Raw genomic sequence first — 18,773 nt, forward strand, 5'->3', positions numbered from 1 at the left:
CCTCTTTGAAAATAAGACTTTTTTTGTTATAATTATATATACAAATTATATATAGGAGGATGATATGGATACATTAGTAATTCAACCTACAATAGGATATTTAGGAGCATTTTTTGGGGGTATTGTATCTTTTTTTAGTCCATGTGTATTACCGCTAGTTCCGCTTTTTTTTGGTATATTAATGACAGATTTAAACAATACAGTATTGACTATAAAAAGGGGAATAGCCTTTTTTTTAGGACTTAGTATATTTTTTTCTATACTAGGAGCATTTGCGGGAACTTTGGGTAGTATTCTTTCAAAATATCAAAGTATATTTAATATTATAGCAGGAATTATTATTATTTTATTAGGAATATATTATATTTTTGGTAAGGGAATATTTAGAGGTATAAAAATTAATTTGAATAATTATAAGAATACATCGTTTTTTAGTGCGTTTATTATAGGTGTATTAATATCCTTTATCTGGATTCCTTGTTCTGGTCCTGTTTTAGCTGCGGTATTAACATATGCCTCAACAACAAGCAGCCCTCTTTTAGGCGGTTTAATGTTATTTGTCTATTCACTTGGAATATCAATCCCATTTTTATTCTTTAGTGGATTAATTAGTAAAATAATTTCTAAAATATCATTTGGAACTTCAAAATGGGAAAGATACGTAAAATTTTTTGGAGGTATATTATTAATATCAATGGGATTATTAATAATTTTTGGTTTATTTAATACATTACAAGGAGTGTGAAAATATGTATAAAAAATTTTTAGTAATGGTTTTATTGATTATATCTATTATATCATTTACTGATAATACAAATATTGGTAATTCAAGTATAGATAATTCAAGTATCAATAGTTTTATTATCCATGATTTTGATAATGCATTAAAAATAGGTAATATAACAGGGAAAAAGGTTATTGTTATGTTTTCATCAGAAAGTTGTTATTATTGTAAAAAATTTAAAAGTGAAGTTTTAACGGATAAGGAAATTCAAAAATGGTTAAAAACAGAGTTTATATTTGCAGAAATATATGCTGATAAGAACAAAAAAGCAACATATTTAGGTAAAACATTAAATTATTTAGAGTTATTTGGTGCATTTGGAGTAAGGGGAACACCAACATTCTTCTTTTTTAATAGCAAAGGCGAAGCATTATCTCAATTACCAGGTTATGTTCCTAATGATATATTTTTATCAATCTTAAAGTTTTTTAAATATGATAAAAAAATTACATTCCAGGAATTTCAAGAAAAAAATATAGATGTAAGTATAGATAAAAAGGTATTAAATTTAAGCAAGGAAGAAATACATTTTCTTTTAAAAAATGATCCAAATACAAAATTATATAATAATAATTTAGATGAATATTCAAATATAGTATTAAAAGAGAAAAACCAAAGTTTAGAAGAAAAGTATTATATTGTAATTTATGAAAAGTAAATATTGTATTTGAAAAAATAGTATGATATAATACATATGTTATATTTAATAAGGAAGGTTATGTATATGAATAGAAATAATAATGAAAATAAATATACAGAAAAAGCCCTGTAAAGGGGCTTTTTTACTTTGTTGGAGGTGAAAAAATGAAAAGAGTAGCTATTGTAGGAGCGCAGTGGGGAGATGAGGGTAAAGGTAAAGTAGTTAATTATTTTTCAAAAAACTATGAATGGATAGTCAGATTTTCCGGAGGAGCAAATGCGGGACATACAATATATTACAATGGCAAAAAATATGTAAATCATCTCTTACCTTCAATAATACCAGAAGGTGATTCAAAAGCTTTTTTAGGAGCCGGTATGGTAATAGACATAGAACAGTTAATAAAAGAAATAGAGATATTAGAAAATGATTTTCCGGGAGTATCTTCTAAAATATATATAGATTTAGAAGCGTTTATAGTTTTACCATATCACAAAGAAGAAGATGGCATTTTAGAAGAATTGAGGAAAAATCCTATAGGAACAACAAAAAGAGGAATAGGACCAGCATATACAGATAAGGTTTCAAGAGAAGGTTTTAAAATATATCATCTCTTTGATGAGAAATTATTAAAAGAAAGATTAGAAGAGGTAATGTATTTGAAGAAAAATATATATGGAGATAAATTTATATTTGATCCTGATAAGATCTTTAATTATTTAATTGAACAAAAAAAGAAATTAGAAAAAATGAATGTTAAATTCACATCTGCTATTGATATGGCAGATGTATTTAGGAATACATCTGTATTATTTGAAGGGGCTCAAGGTGTGCTGTTGGATTTGGATTTTGGAACATATCCTTTTGTTACATCTGGAGCTACTATGGCTCATGGTGTTTCATCAGTTGGGTTTTCAACTTTTGAATTAGATGAGGTATTAGGTGTATTAAAGGCATATACAACAAGAGTAGGAGAAGGGCCATTTCCAACAGAGGAATTTGAAGAAATTGGTGAAATAATACGAAAAAAAGGTAATGAATTTGGTGCAACTACAGGAAGGCCTAGAAGGGTTGGATGGTTGGACTTACCAGCATTAAGATATGCAAAACTTAGATCTGGATTAACTAAATTAGTTATAACAAAAGCAGATGTTTTAGATGGATTAGATGAAATAAAAATATGTGTTGCATATAATGTAAATGGAGAAATAAAAGAAATACCAACATCTTCATATGATTTTTTTGTAGGAAAACCAGTATATGAAACATTAAAAGGTTGGCCAAATACAAATCATATAAATTTCTTAAAATACATGGCGTATATAGAAGAGAAAACAGGAATAGAAATATCTCATATATCATATGGTCCAAAAACAGAAGAGATGTGTACAAAAAATGATATGATATTTAATATATAACACCTCGATTTTTTCGAGGTGTTTTATAATTATCACATATACTTAAATTAATTGTAATAAAATAAAGTTATCATATTAGCAGTTAAGGTGTTTGATTGCTAAAATCAATTTGAACTTTTTTGAATTTTATTAGTCTAAAATAACGAAAAATATTTTTTTCTTATTTTTTTAAAGTGTATTTAGCAAAAAAATATTACAACTGCTAAAAATAATAATTAAAAAATAAATAGATTGGGAGGTGTAGGAAATGATGAATCCAAAAAATTTTACAGAAAAAGCCCTGGAAATAATTGAAAATGCTAGAACTATAGCTAGTGGATATGGTACAAATGTATTAACTCCTGAACATATAACTTTGGCAATATTAGATAGTGATGATGAATATGTAAAGAGAATATTTGAAACAATTAATGTAGAAGCAATTAAAGAGAATATAGAAAAAGAGCTAGAAGAAAATGTCCAATATTCATTTGGTGGTGTAAGAGATAATAGAATATATATTTCACCAACATTAGAAAGAATTTTCGAAATAGCAAAATCCGAAGCCAAGAAAACAAAACATAAGCTAATTACAACATTACATATATTATTAGCAATTATGCAAGAAGGCACTTCATATTCTGCAAAATTATTTTCTAAATATGGTTTAACAACAAATGAAGTATATGAAGAATTGAAAAACATAAAAGTAACTAAAGAAGGGTCTGAAGAAAATGTTCAAGATGTTTTAGATCAATTTACTATTGATTTAACAAAAATGGCAGAAGAGAAGAAATTAATGCCAGTAATTGGAAGAGATTTAGAAATTCAAAGAACTATTGAAATATTAAGTAGAAAAACAAAAAATAATCCAGTTTTAGTAGGAGATCCTGGTGTAGGTAAAACAGCAATTGTGGAAGGACTAGCTCAAAGGATAATAACAGGAGCTGTACCTGATGCATTAATAGAAAAAAGAATATTACAATTAGATATGGGAAGATTATTAGCTGGAGCTAAATTCAGAGGAGAATTTGAAGAAAGATTGAAAAATGTAATTGATGAAGTAAAAAAACAAGGTGATAAGATAATATTATTCATAGATGAATTACATACAATAATAGGAGCTGGTAAAGCAGAAGGCAATGCAATGGATGCTGCTAATATGTTAAAACCAGATTTAGCTCGTGGTGAATTAAGAGTAATTGGTGCTACAACATTAGATGAATATAGGCAATATATAGAAAAGGACAAGGCATTAGCTAGAAGATTCCAACCAGTTCAAGTAGATGAACCTAGTGAAGAAGATGCAATCCAAATATTAAGAGGATTAAAAGAAACTTTTGAAAAACATCATAATGTAAAAATAGACGATAATGCTGTAATTGCTGCTGTAAAATTATCCCATAGATATATAACAGATAGATTCTTACCAGATAAGGCTATTGACCTTATTGACGAAGCTTCAGCTAAAGCAAGACTCGAAAAGAGTTCTAAATTATCTAATATTAAGAAATTAGAATATGAAGCTAAAGAGTTAGAGGAAGAAATAAATGATTTAACTGTAAAAGGTGAGTATGAAGAAGCTGCTTTAAAGAAAAAGAAATTATTTGAACTAAAAAAACAAATTGAAGAAATGAAAAGTCAATATGAACAAGAAAAAGATAAAGAAGAGGAAGATGTAATTGTTGATGAAGATAGAATAGCTGAAGTAATTGAAAAATGGACAGGTATACCTGCTAAAAAAATGTTAGAGGCTGAAAGGGAAAAATTATTGAATTTAGAAAAGGAAATTCATAGACGTGTTGTTGGACAAGAAGAAGCTATAATTAAATTAGCACAACATATAAGAAAGGCAAGAGCTGGTTTAAAAGATCCAACAAGACCAATAGGTTCATTCTTATTCTTAGGTCCTACAGGTGTTGGTAAAACGGAAGTAGCTAAATCATTAGCTGAAGTATTATTCGATACAGAAGAAGCATTAATTAGGATTGACATGTCTGAGTATATGGAAAAACATGCTGTTTCTAGATTAATTGGGTCACCTCCTGGATATGTAGGATATGAACAAGGTGGTCAATTAACAGAAGCAGTAAGAAGAAAACCATACTCAGTAATATTAATTGATGAAATAGAAAAAGCTCATCCAGATGTATTTAATATATTACTTCAAGTATTAGACGATGGAAGATTAACAGATGGAAAAGGTAATACAGTAGATTTTAGAAATACAATAATAATTATGACAAGTAATATAGGTTCTGAAAGTATTTTAAATAAGTTAGAAAATAGAGGCAAGTTAGGGTTTATTAGTGATGAAGAAAGAATAACCGAAGAAGAAGATTTAGAAAAGATTGTTAGGGAAGATTTAAAGAAATACTTTAGACCAGAATTTTTAAACAGATTAGACGAAGTGATTGTATTTAAACCATTGACTATAGAACAAGTAAAAGAAATTGTTGGTATTATGATGAGAAGATTAGAAGAAAGATTAAAAGAAAAAGATCTAGAATTAATGATTACAGAAGATGCAAAAGAATATCTAGCTAAAAAAGGATACGATAGAATCTTTGGTGCAAGACCACTAAGAAGAGTAATAGAAAGAGAAGTTGAAATGGAATTAGCAAATAAACTTATAGCAGGAGAAATACCATCAAAGAGCAAAGTTATAATTGATTTTGAAAATGAAAAGTTAACAATTAGAGTGGGAAAAGGCGAAATAAAACCAAAAGAATAGGCAGCTCAAAGCTGCCTATTTCCTTCATATATAGTCTGTATTATTTCTAAGTCTTTAGATAATATAACTAAGTTAGCAATATAATTTTCTTTTATTCTACCTTCATTAAAAATATTTAAATTTTGTAAGGCGTTATATGAAGAGATTTTAGCTAATTCCTGTAATGAACAATTAGTGGAATTATAAAAATTTCTAATTGCAATATCAAAAGTCAATGTGCTTCCTGCAATAGTACTATCTTTTAAAGTGGCTTTTTTGTTTTTTACAAAAACTTCTAGACCACCTAAAGAGTATTTTCCATCATCTAAACGAGTAGCTGGTATTGAATCAGTAACTAATATAATATCTTCAATATTTTTAATACTATATACTAATTTGACAAAGTCTGGAGATAAATGTATATTATCAACAATTAATTCCAATTTAAAATCATTTAATAATCCTGCACCAACCCCTCCAATTTCCCTATGATGTAATGGTTTAATAGCATTAGGAAAATGAGTAATCCTGTTGATTCCAAATTCTAGAGATTTTTTGTATGCATTATAATCCCCATCAGAATGCCCTAAAGAAATAATAACATTTTTTTCTTTTAAAAAATTAATAGTGTCAAAAAATCCTTCTAATTCAGGAGCCATAGTAATTATTTTTATTTTGTCACATATTAAATCTTTTAAATATTCTAATTTTGGATTGTATATATAATCTTCATTTTGAGCACCTTTTTTCTTTTTATTAATAAAAGGGCCTTCCAAATGAATACCTTTAGCAGATAAAATAGGTTCAAAGTTAATAATAATATTTTTTAATTTTTCAATAGATGCTGATACAGTAGTTGGATAAAATCTAGTCACACCATGAGAAAAATTTTCTTCTGCCCATCTTTTTAAATCATCTTTTGTTGAATTCATAAAATCTATACCCTTGTATCCATGGGTATGTGTATCAACAAAACCTGGCATTAGAATATAATTATATGTTTTATCGTGTTTTTTAATAGATTTTATTAAATTACCTTCTATAACAACATCTCCAACATATTCACCATCAATGGGATCTACTATTAAAACATTTTCTATTAACATATTTCACCTCTTTAAAATAACAGATTTACTTAAATTCTTTGGATTATCGGGATCTAATCCTTCTAAAATAGCTTTTTTAAAGCCAATATATTGAGGTAATATAATTCTCAAAATACTATCAAATCCATTATTATATTTTATTTTTAAATCACCATCTTCTGAAACCAATATAATTTTTGCACCCATATTTCTTAATTCATTTGCTAAAACTCTTTCTTCATATGTATCTTTTGAATAGATAACTATTAAACTTTTTTCTGTTAAAGTTGATTTTGGGCCATGTCTATATTCTAGAGGTTCATGAAATTCTACATTTTGCATAGCCATTTCTTGTACTTTTAAGGCGCTTTCTTTTGCTACACCATATTGCTCATTAAATCCTAAAAATACAAAATGATTATAATTTTTTAAATCTATAGAATCCACTAAATTTTTAATATTATTTAGTATTGTAATATTTGAATAATCATGAAACTCTATTCCATTAAGAAGAAAATTTAGTATAAAAACAAATGAACCAGTCATAACTACACTTTCTTCATTAGCAAAGTCAAATATATAATTTTCTGTACATTTTTTTGTTAATGATGAATTAGATGTACAAGTTATACCAATTGTTTTAATATTTTTAAATCTTTCAATTGCTTGTACAGTTTCTGTTGATTCACCGGTTCTTGATATAAATATTGCTATATCTGTTTTTGGTACTTCGTCAAAAACTATTACTTCTCCACCAGATATTACATTTGAATTATAACCAAATTTATTCATTATTTTAGATACAATTAAACCTAAGTTATATGAAGAACCACAACCAATAAAAGTGTATTTTTTATTTTTTTCAAATTTAAAATTATAATCCTTTACTCTACTTAATAATTTAGGTATTCTATTGATTTCTTTTAATGTATAATTCATCCTTTCACAGCTCCTTGAGTTATACCAGAAATAATATGTTTTTGAAAAATTAAAAATGCAATTATAACAGGTATTCCAATAATTGAAGATGCTGCCATTAATATTGGCCATTCAACTTGATTGAATTTTTGAAATAAGGCTAATCCAACCTGCACTGTTCTCATATCTTTTGAGGTTGTCATAACTAATGGATAAAATAAATCGTTCCAGGAGGTGATAAATGTATTTATTGACATTACTGCAATTGCCGGTTTAGATAATGGGAAAATTATATAATATAGAATTTGAAATGTATTAGCCCCATCAACATATGCAGCTTGTTCTAACTCAATTGGCAATTGTTCTATATATTGTTTTAATAAAAAGATACCAAACGGAGTTACTAAAAATGGGATAATAAGAGAATAATATGTATTTATCCATCCAATATTTTTCATAATTATAAATATAGGGATTATAGTTATTTGTGGAGGTATCATCATAGTTGCTAATACTATTAAAAATAATACATTTTTTCCAAAAAATTCTCTTCTTGCAAAAGCATATGCAACTGAAGTGGAAAAAATAATATTTCCTAAAACTACAGCTAAAGCTATAATTAAACTGTTAAACATATATCTTCCAAAATCATTTTCTTTCCATACTATAATAAAATTCATTAATGTTGGAAATTTATACTTTATTTTAATATCATCAATATATACGCTAGTATTTTTACTGAAAACAAAGCCAATTTTGGTAATATGTTTTAAATCTATATTTTCTATTGTTTTTAAATTTATATTTACTTTTTGCCAGTTATTATCCTTTAATTTAATAGGATATCTAAATACATTTTCATCAATATCATTGAATTCAACTACAAAATTATTTACATTTTTAACATAAAAAGAAATATATTTTGCAACGCGTAAATCCATATCGCTTGTTAATAATTCAACACTTTCTTCATCATTAAAAATATCTATTTTTAAACTCTGTGTTGAAGTTGGTGAATCTTTAACCAAAGATATCTTTGCATTTGTTTTAATCTTTCTTTTTATATAATTTATATATTTAACCTCAAAATCATTTATATATTTTTCTGTAATTACATTGGTTAAATTTCCTTGAGGTATAATTGCTGTAAAAAACATAGTAATTAATGGAAATAAAGAAATACCCAGGATTATAAACATAAATATTAAAAATAAAGTTCTTTTCATCATATATCACTCCTGAGGAGTCTTTTTTGTATTATTGTAAAAATCATTATTATACCCATTAATATATATGCAATTGCAGATGCATATCCCATATCAAATTGTCTAAAAGATGTTTGATATAGATAATGAACAACAGTTTGAGTAGCATTAGAAGGTCCTCCGCCGGTCATAGTAAATATTTCTGCAAAAATTTGAAATGAACGGATAGTATTTAATGAGATTATAAAAAACAATGTGGGTTTTAATAATGGTAATGTAATAGAAAAAAAAGTTTGTTTCTTTGAAGCGCCATCAATTGAAGCCGCTTCATATAATTCATTTGGTATTCCTTGTAATCCTGCTAAAAATAATATGGTATAATATCCTATAGCTGCCCATATATCCATTATCATAATTGAAAGTAATGCGGTTTTTGTTGAAGCTAACCAACTAGTATCTAAAGATTTCATTCCAAACAAACTCATCATATTATTAAAAAAACCATTAGCACTATATAAATATATCCATATAGTTGAAATTACAACCATTGATATAACCGAAGGCAAAAAAAATCCTGCTTTAAAAAGATCTTTAAATGGCAATAATTTGCTATTAATAAGTACAGCAATTATTAGTGAAAATACAGTTGTAAAAGGAATTGTACCAATTACGAAAATAAATGTATTTTTTAAAGCAATTAAAAAAACTTCATCATTAAATGCTTTTATATAATTTGATATTCCAATAAAATCATAATTTGGATTTAATCCGGTATAATTAGTGAAACTCATATAAAGTGAATATCCTATTGGAAATACACCAAAGATCATAAAAATTATTAAAAATGGTGATAATAATATAAAAGTTTCAAATTTATATTTTCTTGTTATTTTCATTTTTTCAACTCCTTAATACCTGCGCAGGTGGCTCTGCGCAGGCATTTTTTTAATGGTTTAATAATTGCTGTATTTTTAAATTATAATATCTTAAAGTAGAATCTATATCTTCATTTTCTAATATAATCTTTTCTATAGCTTCTGTTAAATATTGTTGTATTTTAAACCATTGTGGATTTGAAGGAGCAGGTTTTGCATACTTATTTTGTTCATAAAATGTTTTATGTAATGGATGATCATCAAACCAAGGATCTTTATCTGCACCAACTACTGATGGAAATACAGAAGGTACTAATTTTGTAACTTGCATTGCAACATCTGATCTTAATAAATATTTAATTAATTTTATAGCAGCTTCTTTATTTTTTGATTGTTCAGTAATTGCTAAAACTTCAGCTCCAGCAAATGAAGCATGTGTTCCACTCCATTTATTTGGTTTTGGTAATAATGTTACATCAAATACTATATTAGGATAATTTTTTTCAATACCATCTATGTCCCAAGCACCACTTACATACATACCAATTTTACCCTCACCAAAAGCTTTAGCTAAATCTGCTTGTTTTGTTTTTAAAGAATATTTAGAAAGTGCCTTATAAAATTCTGCTGTTTCTATAACCTTTGTTGAATATAATTGTGATTTATCATCAACTATTATATCTCCACCATTTCCCCAAACAGCAGGCAAAAACCATTGTTGCCAAGGGCTAAAGTTTTCTCCAGCACACATACCAAATCCATATATATTATCACCAACTTCGTTTATTTTTTTAGCAGCTACATATAATTCTTCCCATGTTTCTGGTGGATTATTAGGATCTAATCCTGCTTTTTCAAATAAATCTAAATTAAAGAATAAGGCTCTTGTTCCTAATAGCCATGGCATAGCCCATATATGACCATCATATTTTACAGAATCCCAACCAAAATATTTCTCAACGTCAGCATAATTATCTAGATTTGTTATAGTTTTTTGACTTGCAAAATTAGCTACCCAGGTATTACCTAATTCAACAACATCTGGAGCATTATTTGCAGCAATAGCTGTTACTATCTTATCAAATCCATTTGACCAAGATAATTGTACATATTCCACTTCAATATCTGGATTTTCCTTCATAAAATCATTTAAGATTTTTGCTGATGATTCATCATCGAGCATAAATCCCCAAAAAGTTATCTTTGTTTTTCCAAATGAAAAAACTACTAACAAGCTTAAAACCAATACCAATAATGCCTTTTTCATAGTTATACCCCCTTTTTAATAGCCTTAATGGCTTGATATATAGAAATTAATTTTGTAGAATATGTAATAATATATGAACAATCATTATAATATTTTTCATCTTGATCATTTCTAATAATCACATATATAGCATTTTTTAAACCTTTATGCATATTTAACTGTTTAGGGAATCTAAATGAATCAAGAACAAAAGAAATGATTTTTAAATTTGGATCAAATTTTTCTGATAATACCCCATTTAATGGATTATATTTTATAATTTTTGATTTTTTAAATTCCAGTTTAACAAGATTTTCTAATTTTTCTAAATCATTTGCTGTAGTGTCGGCTTGACTTAAATTAATAGCTTCTGGAATTAAAATAATATCAGGATTATCAATATTCTTTTTTATATGTATTTTTAAAGAGTTTTTAGCAATATCGATTAAAAATTTACCTTCATATTCATTATTGAAATATTTTTTTTGTAATTCAATTATTCTGTATATTTTATTATCCAAAATATTTTTATTAATTTTACTTTCAATTAATGCATTATATGCTGGATAAAAATTTTTTCTAGCATCAGATATTAATAATATATCTCCTCCATTATTAAAAAACATATCTATTTTTTCTGGAAAATAATTGTTATAAAAAGCTTTCATTTCAATTGCATCACTTATTACAATACCTTTGTAGTTTAATTTTTTTCTTAATAATTCATCTAAAATAACCTTAGATACTGTTCCTAATTCATTATCAAGAGGTTTATAAATTACATGAGCTGTCATTAATATCTCTATTTCATTAATTAATGTTTTAAATGGAAAAATATCATCGTCATCAAAAGAGAAGTCAAAAATAATAGGAGTTTCTTCGTGAGAATCTTGTTTTGCTTTTCCATGTCCCGGAAAATGTTTTGGAGTTGGAAGAATGTTGTGTTCTTTTAATCCTTTAATATAATATTTACCAAATTCTGTTATTGTTTCAACATTATTAGAAAAAACCCTTAATCCAGTTACAGCGCTTGAATCTTCATGTAAAACATCTAAAACAGGAGAAAAAACCATATTAAACCCATATTCTCTTAATTTTTTTCCTAAATATTTTGCATAATCATATGCAGAATTAATATCATTTTTTCCAATTGCATAATTACCAGGAGATGATAAAATTCCAGGAACTGTTTCTAATTGCCCTCCTTCATGATCTGAGGATATTAATAATGGAATATTTAAAGAATATAGTTTATCCATAGATATTTGTAATTCTTCAATGCTTTTCATGTTGTCAGGATATAATATTACACCAGCTGGTTCATAATCTTTTATAATATTTAATGCTTCATCATCTAAACCATCTGGAAAACCTAAAAAAAATAATTTTCCGTAATTATTCATAATATCGCCTCTTTAAAAATGTTTTTAAAAATTTATCTGACTCAAAAAGTTTATGTAAAATCAATGAAGCTGCTCCACGTGAAGTTAAGAAATCCTCAGCTGAGGTATGATTAATATATATATCTCTATTTTTATACATAAAAATATGATTTTTAATACCTCTAATTAGATTTTTTAAAAAATCATCTCCTAAAAGAGTAATATTTCCTCCAATTAATACATTATCAGGATCAAAGATACTAATATATTCACCAATTTTTTGAGAATATAGTTCTATAAACCGAGTAAAATTATAATCTTTTATATTATGCAATAAATCATTAAATGTTGTATTATTACTTGAATCAACTAAAGGTATATTTAATTCAACTTCACCAGCATAATTATTGCTACCATGAAATAATTTATTATTTATTATAATTCCTATACCAGTTCCAACAGGTTCATTTACATAATATGGAACAGAAATATGGAAATATAATATATTTTTATATTCATCTTTTAAGTTAAAATATAATGCACCACAATTGCTATCATTTTCAATATATACAGGTATATTTTTTAATTCTTTAATTAAAGGAAATCTTTCAATATTTAATGCTTTGGAATATATAATTTCACCATTTGATATTATTCCAGGTAAAGAAATGCCAACTCCAAAAATTTTATTGTTTTTAAATTCATCATATGCATTTTTAATTTCATCAACTATATTGTTTTTATCTATCTTTAATATTTTTCTTTTGGATTTTAAAATATTTCCTTTTAAATCAGTTAAAATCACTTCAATTCCATCTTGTTCAATTGATATCCCCAATACATTACCAATAGAATAATTAAATCCATATATAGATGTTTTTCGTCCTCCTTGAGGAGATGCTGATAATTCATCTATTTTTTTAATTAAATCTAAATCTTTTAATTTATTAAGAGTTCTTGAAACTGTGGATTTTTCTAAGGATATATCATTTGATATTTCCATTAAGTAAGTTCTATCCTTTTTCCATATATAATTTAAAGTTTTTATAAGAGAATCTGTAATTTTTATCATTATTTCACCTCAAATTAATTAGTTGGTTGTTTCAAACAACTAATTAAAATATAACATATATTAAACCAAAATTAAAATATAAAAAAACATGATTATGTATAAGCTATGCTAATTATATTTAAATAAATTGAATTAATATAAAAAATCGAATAATATAAAAAGCTAAATAATTAATAAAATTAAATCATTAAAAGTTTTTATATCCTCTGGAATATCGTATAAATAATAGTCATATTCAGGAATAATTTCTTTTTCAAAATATATACGTTTTTCTAAGTATTTTTTTAATTCAATATCAAAAAAATACTTAGAAATATATTCAGATAATATATAAAAATGATTATTATCATACGCTACATAATCATCAATAAATAATTTATTAATTCTTTTAAATATTGCATCTAAAACATTATTCTCATAATTATTTTTTAATTTAATAATAGCAAAATTAAATTCAGAATAATTTTCAAAAAACAGTTTTACCTTGTCAATTAAAAAAGGTTTATTGTAAAATAAGTTATTTGAAATATTAGCCTTTTCAAGAATAATTTTATTTAATGATAGTTCTCTTTTTAAATTTAATAATTCATATATATAGCCCATGTAATTCGAAAAATACTTAGAAAGTTGGATTATTTCATCTGAAAAAATATTTTCATTAGAATAATTGTCTAAATTTAAAAATCCAATAACCTCATTTTTGGAAAGGATTGGAATTGATAAATAGGATTTTAATGTGAGTAAATTCCCACCTTTTATTAATAAATCTACGTGTTCATCTTTCTCAAAATCTTTTCCAGATTTTAATAAATGTATTCCATAAAATCGTTCAATTGAAAAATCATATTTATTATAAACAATATTTTTTAATATATTAAAATCATGACCCTTAGTAGCTATATATCTAAAGTAACCATCATCATCTCTTAGAATAATGCTTCCTGTAGATAAATTCTTATTAGAATTTATAATATATTCTAATATATATGTAAAAATAATATTCATGTCATAAAAATCATTATATTCAAAATTAGATAAATATTTAAAAATATTAGAAAAAACAATAAAACTTTTTTCTTTTATTTTATCCACCATCCCAAATATATATTATATATTTATATTATATCAAATATAATTATTTTATCAAAAAATAATTATATAATTAATATAAAATTTAACAATAAATTTAATAAAAAAATAAAAACTCCCGAAGGAGTCTTATTCAAGTTCATCTAATGAATTTTCTAAAGTATGCCAAGCAAGTGTAAAACATTTAACTCTAATAGGGAATTTAGAAATTTCGGAATAAATACCAACATTACCAACTAATTTTTCATCAAATTCATCACCTTGAGCCATTTTTTCTACTTCTTCTAAAATTTTTTTTGCTTCATCCAAGGATTTTTCAGTTATCGCTTCACATAGTAATGCTGCAGATGATTGACTAACAATACATCCATGGCCACTAAACTTAGCATCTTTTATTATATTATCCTCAACTTTTAAATAAAGAGTGATTTCATCTCCACATGAAAGATTCTTTCCATCTTCTTTTATGGTTGCATCTTCTATTTCACCTTGAAATTGTGGATTTCTTGCATAATCTAAAATAATATCAGAATATAAATCTTCTATACTCATTTAAACCACTCCTTAATAAATTTTAATCCTTCTATAAACACATCTACCTCTTCTTCAGTGTTATAGAAATAAAAACTAGCTCGACAAACGGATTTTGTTCCTAATTGTTGTAAAAGTGGTTGAGCACACAAATGTCCGCTTCTAACAGCAACACCAAATTTATCACTTAAAATTTGAGCAACATCGTGTGGATGAACATTATCAATATTAAAAGTAATAATTGATGAAGAATCTTCTGGATTATATAATGTGATAAAGTCTAATTCTTTAATTTTTCTCATAGCATATTTTGTTAATTTTTTTGAGTGTTCTATAATATTCTCAAAACCAATTTCATTAATATAATCAATAGCAGCTTTTAATCCTACAGCTCCACCAACATTTGGAGTACCTGCTTGAAATTTTTCTGGTAATTCTGCAAAATCAGTGTCATCAAGTCTAACCCAATTTATCATTTCCCCACCATAATGAAATGGCGGTAATTTTTTTAATAATTTTTTCTTTCCATAAAATACACCTATTCCCATAGGGCCAAGCATTTTATGTCCGGAAAATGAGAGGAAATCAACATCATATTTTTTTACATCAAAACCAAAATGAGGTACAAATTGAGCACCATCTACATGAACTAAAATATCTCTTTCATGAGCATAATTAATGATATTTTCAATTGGTATTATTTGTCCAGTTACATTTGACATACCTGTTATACTAATAAGTTTTGTATTTTCTGTAATATGAGATAGAAATTCATCTAAATTAAATATTCCATTTTTTGGATTATAATAATTAACATTAAAATCAAATGTTTTAGCTAATTGTTGCCAAGGAACAAAATTTGAATGATGTTCAATAGTAGTAATTAATACATCTTTATTTTTTAACCAACCGCTTTTTCCAATTGAATAAGCAAATAAATTAATTGATTCTGTAGTACCTCTTGTGAAAATAGTTTCCTGTACTTTAGCATTAATAAATTTAGCAACAGTTTTTCTAGCATTTTCATACATTTCAGTTGCTTCATTAGAAAGCAAATGTGCCCCTCTGTGCACATTTGCATTATGATAATCATAAAAATTTTTAATTGCATTTGTTACTTTAACTGGTGTTAAAGTAGTTGCTGCATTGTCAAAATATATTATATTTTTTCCATTTATTTCTCTATTCAGAATCGGAAAATTCTCTATCAAATCTTTTTTCAATAACATTTTTTAATTCCCCCGCATATTTAGAGTTATATTGTTCAACAAAGGAAATAGCAGGTTCAAATATACCAAAAGCAATTTCTCTTTTTGCTTGGTTTTTACTATAACCTCTTGTCATCATATAGTATAACATATCTTCATTAATACTTCCAACACTAGCAGCATGACCCGCAGTAACTTCATTTTCATCAACATATAATGAAGGATAAGCCATAACCCTAGCTTTATCGGATAATACTAAATTGAAATCTTGTTCTCCAGCATCTGCTTCTTTAGCGCCTTTTTTAATATCAATATTTCCTCTAAAAATAACTCTTGATGAATCCATTAACACACCATGTCCTAAAATATGTCCATATGTATTTGGAGCATAATATCTTATTAAATAAAACATATCAATAATTTCTTCTTCTTGTGATAAATAATATGGATATATATTTACTTTACCATTTTCAGAAGCCATTCTTGTTATTATATGTGGAGCAGAAACCTTTCCACCGATATTTATATCATATACATTTAAAACTGCATTTTTACCAACATCAAAGAAAATATTATCTGTAGCTATATCATTATTATATAAATTTATGTTTATTAATGTCAATTCGGAATTTTCTCTTAATTTTGCTCTGAGAGAAGATATATTTGAACTATTACCATTTGATTTAACAAATCTAATTAATACAGCCTTGCTATTTTCAGCTAGGTTTATAATCCCTAAATTGTATAATGGATTTTTTTCATCAATAATTGATTCAACAAAATACGTATCTTCTTGTTTTTCATCGGTTTTTAAATAAAATCCAGAATTAAAAAACACATCAGTCATTAAAAGAAATTTTCTATTTGAACCATCAAAATCCATATCTTTTAAAATCCATAATCCTTCTTCATCTAATTCATTTAAACCTTTTAAATTTTCAGATTTAATGGAATTTGCATTTAATACATAATCTATAGGATCAAATCCATTTAATTTTGCTCTTTTCCATTTTGGGAAACCCATTTTATTATATTCTTCATATCTATTCATCCTAAAATCTATTAATTTACTATTATTATATAATTCATTAGATTTGTTTAATTCATTTAATCCATAATCTTTTTCTGAATTAATTTCAGGAACATTCCATTCTGTTGCAAAAAAATCATCATGTCTTAAAATAAGTGCTTTTTCGTACATTATTTCACCCCTCATCCTATAGAAGACTCTACTTCTAAGTTAATTAATTTATTCAATTCAAGAGCATATTCAAGAGGTAACTCTTTTACTAGCGGTTCAATAAATCCTCTAACTATCATATTTTTTGCATCTAATTCAGATAATCCTCTTGACATTAAATAGTAAATTTGTTCTTCAGAAATTCTTCCGATTTTGGCTTCGTGTCCAACATCAGCATCGTCTGTAAATACTTCAATTAATGGTACAGTATCACTCTTTGACTTATTATCTAACATTAATGCATTACATTCAACAGAGGATTTAGCTCCTTTAGCATTTTCGCCAATTTTTACCCAACCTCTATAGAATGCCCATCCGCCACCAATACTAATACTTCTAGCATTTACAATAGAACTGGTATATGGAGCTAAATGGAACACTTTAGAACCAGTGTCAAGATGTTGATTTGGTCCTGCATATGTTAAAGTAACAGAACTATTTTTAGCACCTTTACCTCTTAATATTGTCATAGGATATAACATTGTTTTAAAACTACCTAAAGAACCAGATACCCATTCCATAGAACCTTCTTCATCGACAATAGCTCTTTTTGTATTTAAATTATATGTATTTTTACTCCAATTTTGTATTGTTGAATATTTCATTTTAGCGCCTTTTTTTACATATATTTCAACCATACCAGCATGTAAATTAGTCACATTATAAAATGGCGCAGAACAACCTTCTATAAATTCAACTTGTGAACCTTCATCAGCTATTATTAAAGTATGTTCTAACTGACTCATACCAGGATTATTCATTCTAAAATATGCTTGTAAAGGCAATGGAACCTTTACACCTTTTGGTACGTATAAAAATGATCCTCCACTCCATAATGCTCCATGTAAAGCAGCATATCTGTGATTATGAGAAGGAACCAATTTCATAAAATATTCTTTAACTAGATCAGGATATTCTTTTACAGCAGTTTCCATATCTAAAAACACAACGCCTAAATCATTCAATTCTTTTTGTATATGTTGATATACAACTTCAGAGTCATATTGAGCTCCAACGCCTGCTAAGGCTTTTCTTTCTGCTTCAGGAATACCTAATTTTTCAAATGTGTCCTTAATTTCTTCAGGAACATCTTCCCATGAATTAGATTTTTTTGCATCTGGTTTCATATATGCAACTATTTTACTTAAATCTAATTTTCTTATATCAACACCAAAATGTGGTTCATGATAATTCTCAAATATCTTAAATGCTTGTAATCTATGTTCTAACATCCATTTAGGTTCATTTTTAGCTTCTGATATTTCTCTGATAACCTTTTCATTTAATCCAGGAGGAGTCTTATATGCATATTTAGCTTCATTTCTAAAATCAAATTTAGATTGATTAATCATTAAATCTTCATAATTTATTTCATTAATATCTTTCAT

The 18,773-nt window shown here is 26.1% G+C and carries 16 protein-coding genes; 4 read left to right on the forward strand and 12 right to left on the reverse strand.

The genetic code is table 11. The annotated features are described in order from the left end of the window. The first annotated feature begins 64 nt into the window (after positions 1-64). From AS160_RS05015 to AS160_RS05030, 4 genes are all read left to right on the forward strand, one after another. Positions 65-745, forward strand: a complete 681-nt coding sequence (locus tag AS160_RS05015) for a cytochrome c biogenesis CcdA family protein (RefSeq protein WP_165145816.1) — start codon at positions 65-67, stop codon at positions 743-745. Between the two features lie 4 nt (positions 746-749). Then, positions 750-1,442, forward strand: a complete 693-nt coding sequence (locus AS160_RS05020) for a thioredoxin fold domain-containing protein (RefSeq protein WP_165145819.1) — start codon at positions 750-752, stop codon at positions 1,440-1,442. A 146-nt stretch (positions 1,443-1,588) separates the two neighbouring features. Then, a complete protein-coding gene (locus tag AS160_RS05025) occupies positions 1,589-2,842 on the forward strand; it encodes an adenylosuccinate synthase (RefSeq protein ID WP_165145822.1) in 1,254 nt (417 codons plus the stop codon). 247 nt (positions 2,843-3,089) lie between these two features. After that, positions 3,090-5,555 (forward strand): AAA family ATPase, encoded by a 2,466-nt coding sequence (locus AS160_RS05030; RefSeq protein ID WP_165145825.1) that lies wholly within the window; start codon positions 3,090-3,092, stop codon positions 5,553-5,555. Between the two features lie 5 nt (positions 5,556-5,560). Here AS160_RS05030 and nagA read toward each other — a convergent pair whose 3' ends face one another. The 12 genes from nagA to sufB all read right to left on the reverse strand — a co-directional run bounded on the left by nagA (position 5,561) and on the right by sufB (position 18,773). Continuing rightward, on the reverse strand, positions 5,561-6,640 hold the full coding sequence (gene nagA / locus AS160_RS05035) for an N-acetylglucosamine-6-phosphate deacetylase (RefSeq protein ID WP_165145827.1): 1,080 nt from the start codon (positions 6,638-6,640) through the stop codon (positions 5,561-5,563). 3 nt (positions 6,641-6,643) lie between these two features. Further along, a complete protein-coding gene (locus tag AS160_RS05040) occupies positions 6,644-7,558 on the reverse strand; it encodes an SIS domain-containing protein (RefSeq protein ID WP_165145829.1) in 915 nt (304 codons plus the stop codon). Next, a complete protein-coding gene (locus AS160_RS05045) occupies positions 7,555-8,763 on the reverse strand; it encodes a carbohydrate ABC transporter permease (RefSeq protein ID WP_165145831.1) in 1,209 nt (402 codons plus the stop codon). Before AS160_RS05045 ends, AS160_RS05040 begins: the two co-directional genes overlap by 4 nt. Continuing rightward, entirely contained in the window at positions 8,763-9,638 is an 876-nt protein-coding gene (locus AS160_RS05050; RefSeq protein ID WP_165145833.1) for a sugar ABC transporter permease, read from the reverse strand. Before AS160_RS05050 ends, AS160_RS05045 begins: the two co-directional genes overlap by 1 nt. Before the next feature lie 49 nt (positions 9,639-9,687). Then, a complete protein-coding gene (locus AS160_RS05055) occupies positions 9,688-10,884 on the reverse strand; it encodes an extracellular solute-binding protein (protein ID WP_165145835.1) in 1,197 nt (398 codons plus the stop codon). A 2-nt stretch (positions 10,885-10,886) separates the two neighbouring features. Next, positions 10,887-12,266: a glycoside hydrolase family 3 protein gene (locus tag AS160_RS05060; RefSeq protein WP_165145837.1), complete on the reverse strand. Its 1,380-nt coding sequence runs from the start codon at positions 12,264-12,266 to the stop codon at positions 10,887-10,889. Further along, on the reverse strand, positions 12,259-13,317 hold the full coding sequence (locus AS160_RS05065) for an ROK family protein (RefSeq protein WP_165145839.1): 1,059 nt from the start codon (positions 13,315-13,317) through the stop codon (positions 12,259-12,261). The genes AS160_RS05060 and AS160_RS05065 overlap by 8 nt, the downstream gene beginning before the upstream one ends. A 162-nt stretch (positions 13,318-13,479) precedes the next feature. Next, a complete protein-coding gene (locus AS160_RS05070; RefSeq protein WP_206528105.1) occupies positions 13,480-14,409 on the reverse strand; it encodes a GAF domain-containing protein in 930 nt (309 codons plus the stop codon). Positions 14,410-14,535: 126 nt separating this feature from the next. Beyond that, on the reverse strand, positions 14,536-14,958 hold the full coding sequence (gene sufU, locus AS160_RS05075) for a Fe-S cluster assembly sulfur transfer protein SufU (protein WP_165145844.1): 423 nt from the start codon (positions 14,956-14,958) through the stop codon (positions 14,536-14,538). Then, a complete protein-coding gene (locus tag AS160_RS05080) occupies positions 14,955-16,166 on the reverse strand; it encodes a SufS family cysteine desulfurase (RefSeq protein ID WP_165145847.1) in 1,212 nt (403 codons plus the stop codon). Before AS160_RS05080 ends, sufU begins: the two co-directional genes overlap by 4 nt. Then, positions 16,120-17,346, reverse strand: coding sequence for a SufD family Fe-S cluster assembly protein (locus AS160_RS05085; RefSeq protein WP_165145849.1), 1,227 nt, complete (start codon positions 17,344-17,346; stop codon positions 16,120-16,122). Before AS160_RS05085 ends, AS160_RS05080 begins: the two co-directional genes overlap by 47 nt. Positions 17,347-17,357: 11 nt before the next feature. After that, the gene (sufB, locus tag AS160_RS05090; protein WP_165145851.1) at positions 17,358-18,773 is read right to left on the reverse strand and encodes a Fe-S cluster assembly protein SufB; all 1,416 of its coding nucleotides are present in this window, start codon (positions 18,771-18,773) and stop codon (positions 17,358-17,360) included.

It is taken from the genome of Marinitoga sp. 38H-ov (assembly GCF_011057715.1).
In the GTDB taxonomy this organism is placed as follows: Bacteria; Thermotogota; Thermotogae; order Petrotogales; family Petrotogaceae; genus Marinitoga.